Genomic DNA, 13,864 nt, shown 5'->3' with positions numbered 1-13,864 from the left:
TTTGTCAACTTTCTGCCTTTCCGAAATTAATTCCAAGTACGATCATGTTGATACCCTGCATTAAAACAGAAAATGCGATCATATATCCTGCAGAGATCATGGTAAGTACAGGGTGGGTAAATGATACGATACTGACAATGACAGATAAAATACCACAGATAATGCTCAGGATTCCTTTTCCCTTAGAGGTGCTGTATGTCTTTATGCCGCCGACAATCTGGAAAATACCATAGATCAGGATGACAGCACCGACCATATAAGCTGCCATTACATCTGTAATGAATCTCTGGATACCGCTGAAAAGTAAAACAAGACCTGCAAGTCCTTCGAGAACACCGAGGATACATGCGCCGATTTCTTTCTTTTCTTTAGATAAAGAGAGAGCTACAAGTTCAATACCATTTACAAACAGAAGGATTCCCAGGATCCAACCGATAGAGAGAAAGGTTCTCATTGGTCTTACAAGAGTATAGATGCCTAATAATACAGTTAAAATTCCTGTGATCAGGATGATGATTTTTAACGTTCTGTTGTCTTTCATACGAGGATTCTCCTTTATATGTCACAAAGCTTTTGTGTTGCAAGTGAAACCGTTTTATACTATACTTCAATTAATTTCAGATAATAGATTATTTCATTGGAGGACAGGTGTATGAAAAGAATTAAAGTATTAGGCAGTGTATTAAAACGGACTCGCGCAGATAAAATTATCATTGGTTTTATTGTGTTTATTTTTGCTATCGCAGCAGTGATCCAGCTGGCGGAACCGGACATTAACCGATACGGAGATGCACTGTGGTATTGCTATGCGGTGATCTCCACTGCCGGATTTGGCGATGTGGTTGCGGTTACTTTTATTGGAAAAATGTGTTCTGTTCTTCTGACAATCTATTCGCTTTTTGTAGTTGCCATTGCCACCGGGGTAGTGGTTAATTTCTACACCCAGATGGTGGAAATGCAGCGAAAAGAGACACTTGCCATGTTTATGGATCAGCTGGAAAGACTTCCTGAGCTTTCCAGAGAAGAGCTGGAGAATATTTCCAGAAAAGTGCGCCAGTTTCGGTAGCTGTGGATTTTACTGATCTTTGGAAGAAAGTTCTTCTTCCTGCTTGCTGCGTACCTGCGGGATCAGAGAAGCTGCCAGCTTTCCTTTTCCGCGGTTTCGCAGATACAGAATACCGATGACAGAAAATACTATTGCACCGATAAAGTTTACAATCAGATCTTTCATGGTATCAACAATACCAATATCAAGATAGCCTCCCAGATCCCAGGTCTCGCCGTTAACGACCAGAGACTGAACATCTACATGGATCGGAACATTTGCGCCGGTAGGATTCAGCTTCACAGAGTTGATGGCCGGTACGATCCAGTCTTTCTGCATATCCATTCCAAAAAACCAGTCCATGCTGAATTCAAAGAATTCCCACATAACACCAACAGTCATTGAAAAACAGAATGCAAAAAAAGCTACAAAATACGGTGACATTTTAATGGAAAACCTGTCACTGCGGTTAAAAAGATCAATCAGTGCAAATCCGATGGCAGCCATCAGAAAACCGTTAGTAGTATGTAAAATGGTATCCCAGATAGGGATTTTTACATAAAAGGCATTGATTTCGCCAAGAATTTCTGCTGAAAAGATAAAGATTAGAATGACTGTTTCCAGTCCCGGTGGTATTGTGACGTTCAGTTTCCTGTCCAGAAACTGGGGAACCATAAAAAGGATCAATGTCAGGATTCCCAGAAACATATTGTGGTAATTTCCCAGGAAAAACTGACGTACAACAGATAAGATTACCAGGGCGGTAAGTACCATCTGAATCTTTGTTCTGTTCTTTTTCAAACCTGAATTAGCTTTCATTTTTCTTTTCCTCCTTCCTTATTTTATATCCTTATCCTCACTGTTTGTATTTTAACATAAGTGCATCCAAACAACAAGAATTATAGGATAATAAGCTGTTTCTGGGACTCGTGGCAGAATTTTCTGCCGGTTTTCAGACAAAGGAGTTTTTCATATAAATTGGAAGAAAAAACAGTTTCAGATAAAATCTGATTACCTTCACTGTCCAAAAGATTTTGGGCGTCCGCAAGCTTGGTGATAAGAGGAATTCGGCTGTGCTGCTTGATCCGGCTTAGCAGTTCACTGCTTTCTTTGCGGAAACCAAGAACCCTGGCAAAGGGAATCTGAGTGGGTGCAGTGTGGATATTTAATATAATATGAAGCAATGCCCTCTGTATCCTTGTCTGAGTCAGCTCTCTGGTTTTTAAAACAGATACAGACTGGGAAAAGGACAACAGAAGATTCTGCTGATTTATGATCCTTCGGGCAAGATCTTCGGAAACATCCATGTAGGAAGAAAGGCTTTTCCCATTCTCTTTCATGAGGCAGTAGGAGAGAATGGAATCCAGAGAATTTTCTGTGAGAAATTCACCGGAATTCACAGCTTTTTGGAAAACAGGAAAAGCCGGTTCTGGAATCTGGGAGGTCAGGGCATCCGGATTAGGGGAATTCTGAAGAATCAGATTTCGTATAGCAGTTGCAGATGCAAAGAAATCAGTGGGTGACTGTAAATCAGGGGAAAGCACTGTGGAATTTCCCTCAGGGACAGTGGTTTCATGATAGCCCATTCCTTCCCTGCGGATCGTGACAGGGCAGATCCGGCTGTTCAGACGGAGAAGTGCCTTGCAGTATTCGATCCCCAGAATATTATTCGGTGTATTCAGGATCTGTGTAACTTCATTTAACAGAGGAGTAAGGACTCCGTCAAAATCGTCACCATTGAAGTTGCGCGGATTCTTAAAATATTCTGTCAGTGCCTGACTTCTGGCAGCCGGAAAAGTCAGCCCTTCGCTTAAAAAGCTTTTCAACAGTTTCTTATATTCTTCAGGTTCTTCTACAAGGATCTCAGCCAGTTCTTTCAGTGCGCTGATCTCCCCGGATTCACTTCCAAAGCAGAGCATATCAACAACGCCAAGACCGTCCAACAGGGAAACACCTCCCATTGCGAAGGCTTCCGCACTTGCAGTAGAGACAGATACCGGCATTTCAAGTACAAGGTCAGCACCACACCGCAGAGCCATTTCTGCACGTGCGTGTTTGGAGATGAGAGCAGGAGTGCCGCGCTGCACATAATCTCCGCTCATGGCAACGATAACGTAGTCTGCTTTTAGCTTTTCTTTTGTATACCGGATCTGATATTCATGTCCTTTGTGAAAAGGATTATATTCTGCAATAATTCCTGCTGTTTTCATAAATTTACACAGATGCTCCTTCCTGAAATTTTGTAGAGTTCTCTTTTTTTAACCATATTGCATCTTAAAAAAAACTTTTTTATGTCATATTCTACCATTCAGATGCTTGAAATACAAGGCTTCAGGAGGTATAATGAAGACAGCGCAGAAAACAGATTACTGTTCACTGTATATATTCGGTGAATGGTAATGACATCTGGTATACAGATATTGTGATATCAGAACTGCTATATGAAAGGAGCCATTTTAATCATGGGATTTATTGACACACTCAAAGAGAGAGCAAAAGCAAACGTAAAAACAATCGTACTTCCGGAGACAGAAGATAAGAGAACTCTGGCAGCTACAGAGAAAATTTTAAAAGAAGGAATTGCAAAGGTTATCCTTGTTGGTAACGAAGAAGCTGTTAAAAAGAGTGCAGCTGAAGACGGATATGACATTTCCGGCGCACAGATCGTAGATCCTGCTACATCAGAGAAAACACAGGGATATATTGACAAGTTAGTAGAATTAAGACAGAAAAAAGGCATGACACCGGATCAGGCTAAAGAGATTCTTCTTAACCAGTATCTGTACTATGGTGTAATGATGGTAAAAATGGGCGATGCAGACGGTATGGTATCCGGTGCATGTCACTCTACAGCTGATACATTAAGACCATGTCTTCAGATCCTGAAAACAAAACCAGGTACAAAACTTGTATCTGCATTCTTCTTAATGGTAGTTCCGAACTGCGAATATGGCGCAAACGGCGCATTTGTATTTGCTGATTCCGGTCTGAACCAGAACCCGACTTCAGAAGAGCTTGCAGCAATCGCAGCATCTTCTGCAGAATCCTTTGAACTTCTTGTTCAGGAGAAACCAATCGTTGCAATGCTTTCACACTCCACTAAAGGCAGTGCAAAACATGCTGACGTAGATAAAGTAGTAGAAGCTACAAAGATCGCAAAAGAGCAGAATCCGGAACTTGCACTTGACGGAGAATTCCAGCTTGATGCAGCTATCGTTCCAAGCGTAGGCGCTTCTAAAGCTCCTGGAAGCGAAGTTGCAGGTAAAGCTAACGTACTTGTATTCCCAGACCTTGATGCAGGTAACATCGGATACAAACTTGTACAGCGTCTTGCAAAAGCAGAGGCTTACGGACCTGTAACCCAGGGTATCGCTAAACCTGTAAATGACCTGTCTCGTGGATGCTCTGCAGACGATATCGTTGGTGTGGTAGCTATCACAGCAGTACAGTGCCAGGCTGACGACAATAAATAAGATTTCAGTCAGACCGTAAAACGGACTGAGAATTATTTCATTGACTACATAATGTTAAAGGCATCGGAGGAGATATTTCTGATTCTGATGCCTTTGATATCATTACTCATATTTCCCTGGAAATGATGAGAATAATATTATAATATGAAAGGAAAAGCTGACAGAAATATTCGAAGACTTGTGTCAGGATTATGGACAGTATTCGAAATTTGCTGCCGGCAGAATATGAAAATGAACGTATTAGTAATCAACTGTGGAAGTTCATCCCTTAAATATCAGCTGATCAACTCTGATTCAGAAGCAGTTCTTGCAAAAGGTCTCTGCGAGAGAATCGGTATCGATGGAAGATTAGTATATCAGAAAACAGGCTGTGACAAAGAGATCACAGAAGCTGCAATGCCTACACATAAAGAAGCAATCCAGATGGTACTGGATGCCCTCACAAATGATAAAACAGGCGCAATCGGAAGCCTGAAAGAAGTAAATGCTGTTGGACATCGTGTTGTACATGGTGGTGAGAAATTTGCCAAATCTGTAGTGATCACAGATGAAGTAATCTCAGCAGTAGAAGAATGCAATGACCTTGCACCACTTCATAACCCTGCAAACCTGATCGGTATCCGTGTATGCTCCGAGCTTATGCCGGGTGTACCTCAGGTAGCAGTATTCGATACAGCTTTCCATCAGACAATGCCTGCAAAAGCATATCTCTATGGTCTTCCAATCGAATATTACAAGAACTACAAAGTAAGAAGATATGGTTTCCACGGAACATCCCACAGCTTTGTTTCCAAACGTGCTGTTGAATTCCTTGGCCTTGACAAAGATAACTCCAAAGTTATCGTCTGCCACCTTGGAAACGGTTCTTCCATCAGTGCTGTTGTAAACGGTGAGTGTGTTGATACAACAATGGGTCTTACTCCACTTGAAGGTGTTGTTATGGGAACACGTTCCGGTAACATTGATCCTGCTATCATGGAATTCATTGCTAAGAAAGAGAACCTTGACATCGCAGGTATGATGAATGTTCTCAATAAGAAATCCGGTCTTCTTGGATTATCCGGCGGATTATCCAGTGACTTCCGTGACCTGAACGATGCAGCTCAGAGCGGAAACGAAGATGCAGCTAACGCAATCGATGTTCTCTGCTATGGTATCGCTAAATTCGTTGGCGGATATGTTGCAGCTATGAACGGTGTAGATGCCATCGTATTTACAGCAGGTATCGGCGAGAATGCTATTCCTGTGCGTGAGAAGGTTGTAAGCTATCTTGGATACCTTGGAGTTACACTTGACAAAGAAGCTAATGGAGTTCGCGGAGAAGAGATCGTTATCTCTACACCGGATTCCAAAGTTAAAGTTGCTGTAATTCCTACAAACGAAGAACTTGCAATCTGCAGAGAGACAGTAGCTCTGGTTTAATTTTCACAGATAATAAAGTGTCTGTTTTGTGTCCAAACGAGAGAAATATAACTGGATAAAAGTTATATTTATATAGAAGGGAAGGGTGCATCTGTCAGGAGCACCCTTCTTTGCGCCCGTAAGGCATATGGAAATTACCTGATAATAATGCCGCCGGATTATAAAATACTTCGTAAAGGAATATTACTTGACAAAATGTGAAATTTTTCTAATTTATCGTTGACAAAAGCAGAGGCGGTATGTATAATAAAACAAGTGTGGATAGGAGAAAAGTATGCAGATACATTTATCAGATATTTCATCCAGTGAAGGAATGCGTATTCAGAAGACTGCAGAGTTTGGAATGGATACGATCACCTTTCAGTCAGGAAGCTTTCCGGTACTTGCAAAAGAACCCATAGAGCTTACGATCACGAATACAGGTGACAGAAATCTTGAAATCAAAGGAACAGGTAAGATTACCGTAGGTATTCCCTGTGACAGATGTCTGGAAGAGGTTTCAACAGAGATTCCTTTGGAGATTGAGCGAAAACTTGATATGAAGCTTACGGATGAAGACCGTGTGAATGATCTGGACGAAAGTTCTTATCTCACAGGTATGGACCTGGATGTGGACCAGCTGGTCTATCTTGAGGTACTGATGAGCTGGCCTTTGAAGGTTTTATGTAGAGAAGACTGCAAAGGAATCTGTAGCCAGTGCGGGAAAAACCTCAATGACGGTCCCTGTGGATGCGTCGAGGAACCTAAGGATCCCCGTATGGCAGCTATCAGTGATATATTTAGTAAATTTAAGGAGGTGTAACATAATGTCCATCTGTCCGAAGAATAAATCTTCCAAAGCAAGACGCGATAAGAGAAGAGCAAACTGGAAAATGAGCGCTCCGAACCTTGTAAAATGCAGCAAATGTGGCGAACTGATGATGCCGCACAGAGTATGCAAAGCTTGCGGAAGCTACAACAAAAAGGAAATCATTAAAGTTGAAGACTAATTTTTAATGGTTGCAAAGTATGGCAGGTTCTCCCGTTTGGGATGCCTGCTTTTTTGTGTATTATTTTATGTTAGTTATAGGAAATTACTCCGTAATGTTCCGGAATTGCTATAAAATTCTGTGTAGCGCGAAACGGTTTGCCGGGCAGCGTGGACAGTAACTGCAGATAATCCATATAAAGATAAAGACAGTGGATACATCTGAACATTATAATGGATGAGGAAAAAGTAATGAATGAGAAGGAGAAGGTAAATCAGATCACAGAAGGTGTGATCTGGAAACAGCTGCTGTTATTTTTCTTTCCTATTGTATTTGGAACATTTTTTCAGCAGATTTATAATACGGCAGATACTATTGTTGTCGGCCGTTTCGTAGGAAAACAGGCACTTGCTGCAGTTGGAGGTTCTGCCAGTCAGATCGCCAATCTGATTGTTGGCTTTTTTGTAGGGCTTTCTTCAGGGGCAGCAGTTGTGATCTCGCAGTTTTATGGGGCAAAAGATAAGAAGAATCTGAGTAAGGCACTGCATACAGCATTTGCATTCTCCATTGCAGCGGGAATTGTTCTTACTGTAGTGGGGATTTTTTTGACCAGGCCTGCATTGTTGCTTATGAAGACACCTGCAGATGTAGTAGAGGACTCTGCAGTGTATCTTCATATTTATTTTGGCGGAATGGTTTTTAACCTGGTTTATAATATGGGAGCAGCCATCCTGCGTGCGGTAGGAGACTCCAAAAGACCACTGTATGTTCTGATCATTACCTGTGTGCTGAACATTATTCTTGATCTGCTGTTTGTGGTTGCGTTTGGCATGGGTGTGACAGGAGTAGCTGTTGCTACAGTTACTTCTCAGGTGATCAGTGCGCTGATCGTAACAGTAATGCTTCTGAAAACCAGAGAGATATATGTGCTGAAGATCAATCAGATCCGTTTTGACAGAAGAATGCTGTTTTCAGTTCTGAGAATCGGTATTCCGGCAGGTCTGGAATCTGTAATGTATAATATTTCCAATATTGTGATACAGGTATTTGTAAATAATCTGGGAACTGACACAGTGGCGGCATGGGGAACTCTTGGGAAAATCGATGCTATTTTCTGGATGGTGATCAATGCGTTCGCAATTTCCATTACTACCTTTGTGGGACAGAATTTCGGAGCCGGCAAATATCATCGTATGCGAAAGAGTGTGAGTGTCTGCATGGTCATGAGTATGGTCAGTTCTGCGGTGATGATCATTTTGATGTATTCATTTGCTCCCTGGATTTATCGTCTGTTTACCACAGACAGCGCAGTGATTGTCCATGGTGTTCATATGAGTCGTTTTTTACTGCCGTCCTATTTCATTTATGTGATCATAGGGATTCTGTCCGGGGCACTGAGGGGTACCGGAAAGGTTCTGGTGCCTATGCTCCTTACCTGTGGCGGTGTGTGTTCTTTGAGAATCCTGTGGCTTTTTACAGCAGGACAGATGTATCCGGGAATCAATACGATCATGCTCAGTTATCCGGTTTCATGGAGTATTACGGCGGTGCTGTTTGTTGTATACTATTTCATGAAATTCCCCGGAAAGGAAAAGGCAGAGCACTTCCGGAGACAGAAACAGTAACGCCATTTTTCATGAAAAAATGCAGTTTATCCTATGTCTGTTGATGAAATCAGGAAAATAAGGTAAGCTAAAGACAGATGTCAGACAGGTGACAGACAGGTGACGATTCCTGGTGTCATAGTGATGGAGAATACTATGAGAAAAGAAAAGCGTATATTTTTGATCTTGATGATAGGTATCTGTCTGTCCGGGATGCTTATCATAAAAAAAACGACGGTCATCAGAGGGCAGGAAAATACGGTCAGCCACGTGACTGCGCCCAAAGATATTCCTGCTGTGGCAGTGGAGATAAATAAAAGCAGTGAAGTCATTTGTGATAAGCTGTCAGAGATAACCTATACTGTTTATACAGATTCAGATACCCTGCATATTCCGGTTCAGTGGAATGTTTCTACTGTCAATATGAAGCTTTCGGGTGTTTATACTGTAAAGGGAATATTGAAACTGCCTCCGGAATATGATCTCGGGAAAATCAACAGTCCACAGGTACAGACCACAGTTTCAGTCCAGTATCCGGAAAAACCGGAAATCAATACTTATTACAGACTGACAGCGGCCGGCCTGTATATTTTTCCATGGCTGGAGAGAGAAGATACAGATTCTATGGAGGCTTATCTGAAAAAGGATAACGGGCATTGGATGAATCTTATAGAGGAAGGATTTGCCCTTTGCAGCGGGGATGGTCTGTATGTCTCCAATCAGAGTATGGTTGTGGGAAATACGTATTCGTTGATGGTAGTTTATGGCGATGGACAGAGACAGACCGGTACTCTGCGCTTTCGGTATCAAAAAGATGGCAGTCTTAAAGTATACAGTTATCAGTACAGTCAGCTTGGAAATACGGGAATCCCTGCAAAACGTATTCGTTCTTATAATGCAAAAGATGAGAAATATCTGAGCAGATGTGCTGCTTATGCAGTAGAAATCGGAAGCAGTCTGAGAAAAATAGAAGAAGATCTGAAAGAAAGTGTCAGGCTTCGCGTCAGCACTGCTGAGAAATTCGAAAATACAGCAGAAAATCCTGAGATTATTCTGGAGTCTTCCTGGGATATGAGTCAGGTAGATCTTACGAAACAGGGCGTCTATAAACTTACCGGTACATTTGTGGTGCCGGAAGGATATCAGTTATCTGAGAATCTGGCACTGCCAAAGGCATATGCCTATCTTTCCGTACAGGAAAGGGGGTATCCGCAGATTAATACTTACAGTATGCCTGTAGTGGATCTGGTAGAGTTTCCGATGCTTATGGCAGGCTTTTCAGCAGAAGAACTTCAGAATGTACAGGTTTATATACGTAAGAATAAAGGGAGTTATCAGAAGCTGGACAGAGAACTGGCGGAAGTAACATCCAAAGGGATACAGCTTTACTGCCGGGAAATATTGAAAAAAGGAAATAATTACGATATCTGTGCTGTTTATGAAACAGGGAGTACAGGGATTTATTCTTTTTCATATAATGATGAATTTATTGTAAATGAGTACTGGCATGAGAGAAACTTTTCGGACAGGGATGAGAAGAATCTTCCGGCTATTGTGCAGAAGGCTCCGGGACAGACGGTTACGCCGGTGCCTTCCATAGAAGGAATGGAATCTCCGGACACTAAAGAGAATAATTATGAAGAAAGTTCCGGCGAAACTTCGGATAATAGCAGAAACTCCGGTCAGAAAGCTTCAGCAGGAGAGACAAAAGCGACCGGTTCCGCAACAGTATCGGATTTTGATGCTGCAGATAGTACAGTAACTGAGCTGAGTACGGATACTGTCACAGCAGTCAGCGGTCAGAGACTGCTTCTGATGTTACAGCAAAATGGCAGCGTCATATTTGAAAAGCAGGGAATTTCTGTGACGATCCTGCCTGAGACGATAAATACCTGGAAAGTGGCAGCAAATGATGAAATCCAGATGAGGATAGAGAAAACTGCAGAATCTGCTTTTTCCCTGAGAATTTTTGTAAGAGGAGAGGAAGTAACGGAGATTCCGGGAAGTACAGTGGAATTTCAGACTTCTGTATTTGGAGAAATTTCATCTCCGGAGACTGTGACAGTTGTGGATGCACAGGGAAATTTGTGTGCGGTAACCTGGCAGGACAAACAGAAGATTTTGCGGGTTGAGATAGAAAAGACAGGAGATTATTTTCTTTCAGATGATCCTGCCGGTGGACAGACAGATAAAACAGAGACAAATCTGACAGAATCTTCGGTATCAGATGCCGATGAAGACACAGAAGCGATCTTGGATGGCGTTATAACAGAAGAGGTGACTACAGAAGGACTGCCAGAAAAGCAGAAAAAGGAAGCTGTAAAATTAATAAAAAGAATTGATTTTACAGGTGAAATCTGTGGATTGTTAAGCATTGCGGCAGTTGGACTGATCTTGTTCCTGATATTGAGAAGAAAGCGAAATAACAGAAGAAACAGATAGAATAAGAATACACCTGTGGACAAAAGGAGGTGGCAGCAATGAAGAAAAAACGGAAATATTCATTGATACTTGTAATAGTTGTGTTTGTCCTGTCCATGGGTGTGTTCTTTTTGCTTTATTACGTTGATAATAAGTATACGGCCAGGGGTGACCAGGCAATACAGGGTATTCTTTATGTACGCGAGGATGATCCTCTGCATTATCTTACCGGAGAGTGGGAATATTATCCGGATCTGCTGTTGACCCCCGGGGAACTTGAAAAACATAAAGGAGAGTACTACAGCAGATATATTTCTATAGGTGAATACGGTGGTATGGATCTGGGCGATAAAGATAAATCTCCTTTTGGAAGCGGGACATATCGGATGACACTGGTGCTTCCTGAGAAGGAAAAGAGATATGCCATAGGTCTTGTGGAAGTGTTTTCTTCCTATAATCTGTACGTAAATGGAAATCTGGTCGGACAGGTTGGAAATCCGGATCCGGAAAATTATAAAGAACAGATTCAGAACAGAGTCTTTACATTTGAGGGAAAAGGAAATACGGAGATTATGATTGCTGTGACAGACCGGCATTCAGTATCATCGGGTATTCAGTTTGTGCCGGTATTTGGTCTGCCTTTACAGGTGAATCTGATCAGAGGTCTGTCGATTGTCGGTGATGCAGTGTATCTGGCGCTTACATTTTGTGTTTTCCTTTTTGCAGTTTATATGTTTGTGCGTACAAAAAAGGCTGAGTTCTGTTTTTTTGCCCTGCTTTGTATCTGCGTTATGGGGTGCAGTTCCTATCCTGTTCTCCATGCATTTGTCCCTGTAAAAGTACAGCCGGCTTATGGACTGGAAGCTTTATTTTATTATCTGATGTTTGCATGTGTTGTGGTTGTGCAGCAGAAAATCCTTTGTGATGAAGGACGTTTTCCGGAAATTCTGGCAGTTATCCTTGCGGCGGCAGGTGTTTTGATTTTTGCGGCAGAATTGTTATGTTCCGGGATTCAGTCAGCAGGCGGACTCTATCTGGTTTCCGGGATTACGGAAGTTATGAAATGGTTTTCTGCGTTTTATCTGATGTTCAGGAGTGTGAAGGATATACAGCAGAAATACAGCAGTGTTCTTCTGGTGGGAATTACTGCCTATGCTTCATCTCTGGCAGCAGACAGAATATGGAAAGCATATGAGCCGATCGTAGGAGGATGGTTTACGGAATTTGGAGCCGCAGTGCTTGTTTTCTGTGTGGGCCTGACTTTGTGGATAGAACTTGCCAATGCCTACAGATTCCAGTTAACCTATGGGGAATACAGCCGTCAGATGGAGCAGAAGCTTCTGATGCAGAAACAGCATTATGAAGAGCTTACACAGAAGATGGATGAGATCAGCAAAATGCGTCATGATATGCGTCATCATCTCCGCACGGTCATGGCTTATGCACAGCAGGAAAAATATGAAGAACTGATGAAGTATCTGCAGGAGTATGCTTCTGTTATGACAAAAGAGGAAAAAACAGTCTGTTATTGCAGAAATATGGCAGTAGATGCGGTCATCCATTTCTATGCCGGTGAACTGAAGCAGAGAGGGATTTTACTTGAACATGATATGATGCTTCCGGAAAATATCAGCATTTCAGATACTGATTTATGCAAGATTTACGGGAATCTTCTGGAGAATGCTGTGGATGCAGTGGCAGAACAGTCGCGGGAAAAGAATCCTTATGTAAAGATCCTTACAAAGATTAAGAATAAAAAACTGCTGATAGAAATTTCCAATACGTACACAAATGAAATCCAGAGAAAAGAAGACAGATTTTATTCGACAAAACATGGAGGTTTCGGGATAGGGACTGCGTCTGTGACAGAGGTAGTACAGAAAGCCGGGGGGTATGTGACCTTCTGTACAGAAGATGGTGTATTTAAAGTTAATATTTTCCTGCCTGTAAAAATAGCGGCAGAAGTATAAGGGGTATATCAGGAATACTTATTGTAAGATGATTATTTATCGGAATCTGATGAAAATAAGTATTCCAGATATGCTTTTTTTATGGCATTGGAGCCGCGTTTGCGTACAGTGACAAGTTCCTTGCTGTCCATGAGAAATCCTTCCCCGGTGATCTCTTCGATATGATCCATATTTACGATGCAGCCCCTGTAGCAGGAAAGAAAGCATTTCATTCCGTCAAGAATCTCCTCAAATTTCTGGAAAGTCATGTAAGAGCGTATGATACCGGCATCGGTTGTATGTACCTGAATGGCGTTGCGGTAAGTATCCACATAGAGAATGCTGCGTACCGGAATCTTTACAGGAGTTCGGTCAGAAATCAGTTCGATGTATCTGGAATTCTGTGACTGTCTGAGCTGGATCGTAGAAAGGATACGGCACAATTTTTCCGGATCAAAGGGTTTCATCAGATAGTAGGATGCCTGGACATCGTAGCTTTCCACAGCATAGGCATCACTGCTTGTGATAAAGATCAGAGCTGCAGTGTCTTTTGCATCGCGTAATTTTCTGGCTGCATCCATACCGGTCATGGTGCCCATGTAAATATCCATAATGATCAGGTCGTAAAAACCCGGAGAATATTTTGCAAAAAAGGACTCTGCGCTGGAATACAGACGGATGTCTGCAGATGTATTCAGGGATTCATAGTAAGAAGAAATAACAGATTTTATCTGCCGCAGATCTTCTTTTGAATCATCAAGGATTGCAATCTTCAAAAGGAGTACCTCCTGGAATTACTATAGTAAATAAAAATGCAATTTGTATTTTAGACTATTCCGGAAAATTATTCAAGGCTAAGATGACAATATCCTGACAATTACGTGATGTGTTGTTACTGTTCACACACCAATGGTATTTAGATAATCTATACCCTTAGTTAGTCTTAAGGGTCTAACAAAAAGATTACAAAAGCCTTGACTTT

12 protein-coding genes are annotated in these 13,864 nt (G+C 41.8%); 8 read left to right on the top strand and 4 right to left on the bottom strand.

The genetic code is table 11. The features are described 5' to 3' along the window. Positions 1-4: 4 nt before the first annotated feature. Entirely contained in the window at positions 5-541 is a 537-nt protein-coding gene (locus I4V44_RS04520) for an HdeD family acid-resistance protein (RefSeq protein WP_118758910.1), read from the bottom strand. A gap of 111 nt (positions 542-652) precedes the next feature. On the opposite strand from I4V44_RS04520, the gene I4V44_RS04515 reads away from it, so the two are divergent. Further along, positions 653-1,066 (top strand): potassium channel family protein, encoded by a 414-nt coding sequence (locus I4V44_RS04515; protein WP_118587254.1) that lies wholly within the window; start codon positions 653-655, stop codon positions 1,064-1,066. Between the two features lie 9 nt (positions 1,067-1,075). On the opposite strand, the gene I4V44_RS04510 is transcribed toward I4V44_RS04515, so the two are convergent. Both I4V44_RS04510 and I4V44_RS04505 read right to left on the bottom strand, forming a co-directional pair. After that, a complete protein-coding gene (locus I4V44_RS04510) occupies positions 1,076-1,864 on the bottom strand; it encodes a hypothetical protein (RefSeq protein WP_055200738.1) in 789 nt (262 codons plus the stop codon). An 80-nt stretch (positions 1,865-1,944) separates the two neighbouring features. Next, on the bottom strand, positions 1,945-3,255 hold the full coding sequence (locus tag I4V44_RS04505) for a tRNA(Met) cytidine acetate ligase (RefSeq protein WP_055200736.1): 1,311 nt from the start codon (positions 3,253-3,255) through the stop codon (positions 1,945-1,947). A gap of 252 nt (positions 3,256-3,507) precedes the next feature. On the opposite strand from I4V44_RS04505, the gene pta reads away from it, so the two are divergent. The 7 genes from pta (at position 3,508) to I4V44_RS04470 (ending at position 12,903) form a co-directional block, all read left to right on the top strand. Beyond that, positions 3,508-4,518: a phosphate acetyltransferase gene (gene pta / locus I4V44_RS04500; RefSeq protein ID WP_019161337.1), complete on the top strand. Its 1,011-nt coding sequence runs from the start codon at positions 3,508-3,510 to the stop codon at positions 4,516-4,518. A gap of 231 nt (positions 4,519-4,749) precedes the next feature. Continuing rightward, positions 4,750-5,940 (top strand): acetate/propionate family kinase, encoded by a 1,191-nt coding sequence (locus I4V44_RS04495; RefSeq protein WP_008704712.1) that lies wholly within the window; start codon positions 4,750-4,752, stop codon positions 5,938-5,940. A 274-nt stretch (positions 5,941-6,214) separates the two neighbouring features. Beyond that, positions 6,215-6,742, top strand: a complete 528-nt coding sequence (locus tag I4V44_RS04490) for a YceD family protein (protein ID WP_055200735.1) — start codon at positions 6,215-6,217, stop codon at positions 6,740-6,742. Between the two features lie 4 nt (positions 6,743-6,746). After that, on the top strand, positions 6,747-6,929 hold the full coding sequence (rpmF, locus tag I4V44_RS04485) for a 50S ribosomal protein L32 (RefSeq protein ID WP_008704709.1): 183 nt from the start codon (positions 6,747-6,749) through the stop codon (positions 6,927-6,929). A 230-nt stretch (positions 6,930-7,159) separates the two neighbouring features. After that, positions 7,160-8,533, top strand: coding sequence for an MATE family efflux transporter (locus tag I4V44_RS04480; RefSeq protein WP_055200733.1), 1,374 nt, complete (start codon positions 7,160-7,162; stop codon positions 8,531-8,533). A gap of 135 nt (positions 8,534-8,668) precedes the next feature. Beyond that, positions 8,669-10,954: a hypothetical protein gene (locus I4V44_RS04475; RefSeq protein WP_196002398.1), complete on the top strand. Its 2,286-nt coding sequence runs from the start codon at positions 8,669-8,671 to the stop codon at positions 10,952-10,954. Positions 10,955-10,992: 38 nt separating this feature from the next. Beyond that, positions 10,993-12,903: a sensor histidine kinase gene (locus tag I4V44_RS04470; protein ID WP_055200722.1), complete on the top strand. Its 1,911-nt coding sequence runs from the start codon at positions 10,993-10,995 to the stop codon at positions 12,901-12,903. Between the two features lie 32 nt (positions 12,904-12,935). On the opposite strand, the gene I4V44_RS04465 is transcribed toward I4V44_RS04470, so the two are convergent. Continuing rightward, entirely contained in the window at positions 12,936-13,658 is a 723-nt protein-coding gene (locus tag I4V44_RS04465) for a LytR/AlgR family response regulator transcription factor (protein WP_055200720.1), read from the bottom strand. Positions 13,659-13,864: the final 206 nt, after the last annotated feature.

It is taken from the genome of Blautia sp. 1001283B150304_161114_C9, assembly GCF_015668165.1.
In the GTDB taxonomy this organism is placed as follows: Bacteria; Bacillota; Clostridia; order Lachnospirales; family Lachnospiraceae; genus Blautia_A; species Blautia_A wexlerae.
The sequence above is the reverse complement of the archived record's forward strand: the minus strand, read 5'-3'. Positions and strand labels throughout refer to the sequence as shown.

Bases quoted from the DNA above. Each gene is read 5' to 3' on its own strand.
- rpmF (WP_008704709.1), top strand. From the start codon at position 6,747: ATGTCCATCTGTCCGAAGAATAAATCTTCCAAAGCAAGACGCGATAAG.
- I4V44_RS04515 (WP_118587254.1), top strand. From the start codon at position 653: ATGAAAAGAATTAAAGTATTAGGCAGTGTATTAAAACGGACTCGCGCA.
- I4V44_RS04510 (WP_055200738.1), bottom strand. From the start codon at position 1,864: ATGAAAGCTAATTCAGGTTTGAAAAAGAACAGAACAAAGATTCAGATG.
- I4V44_RS04490 (WP_055200735.1), top strand. From the start codon at position 6,215: ATGCAGATACATTTATCAGATATTTCATCCAGTGAAGGAATGCGTATT.
- I4V44_RS04480 (WP_055200733.1), top strand. From the start codon at position 7,160: ATGAATGAGAAGGAGAAGGTAAATCAGATCACAGAAGGTGTGATCTGG.
- I4V44_RS04475 (WP_196002398.1), top strand. From the start codon at position 8,669: ATGAGAAAAGAAAAGCGTATATTTTTGATCTTGATGATAGGTATCTGT.
- I4V44_RS04520 (WP_118758910.1), bottom strand. From the start codon at position 541: ATGAAAGACAACAGAACGTTAAAAATCATCATCCTGATCACAGGAATT.
- I4V44_RS04495 (WP_008704712.1), top strand. From the start codon at position 4,750: ATGAACGTATTAGTAATCAACTGTGGAAGTTCATCCCTTAAATATCAG.
- I4V44_RS04505 (WP_055200736.1), bottom strand. From the start codon at position 3,255: ATGAAAACAGCAGGAATTATTGCAGAATATAATCCTTTTCACAAAGGA.
- pta (WP_019161337.1), top strand. From the start codon at position 3,508: ATGGGATTTATTGACACACTCAAAGAGAGAGCAAAAGCAAACGTAAAA.
- I4V44_RS04470 (WP_055200722.1), top strand. From the start codon at position 10,993: ATGAAGAAAAAACGGAAATATTCATTGATACTTGTAATAGTTGTGTTT.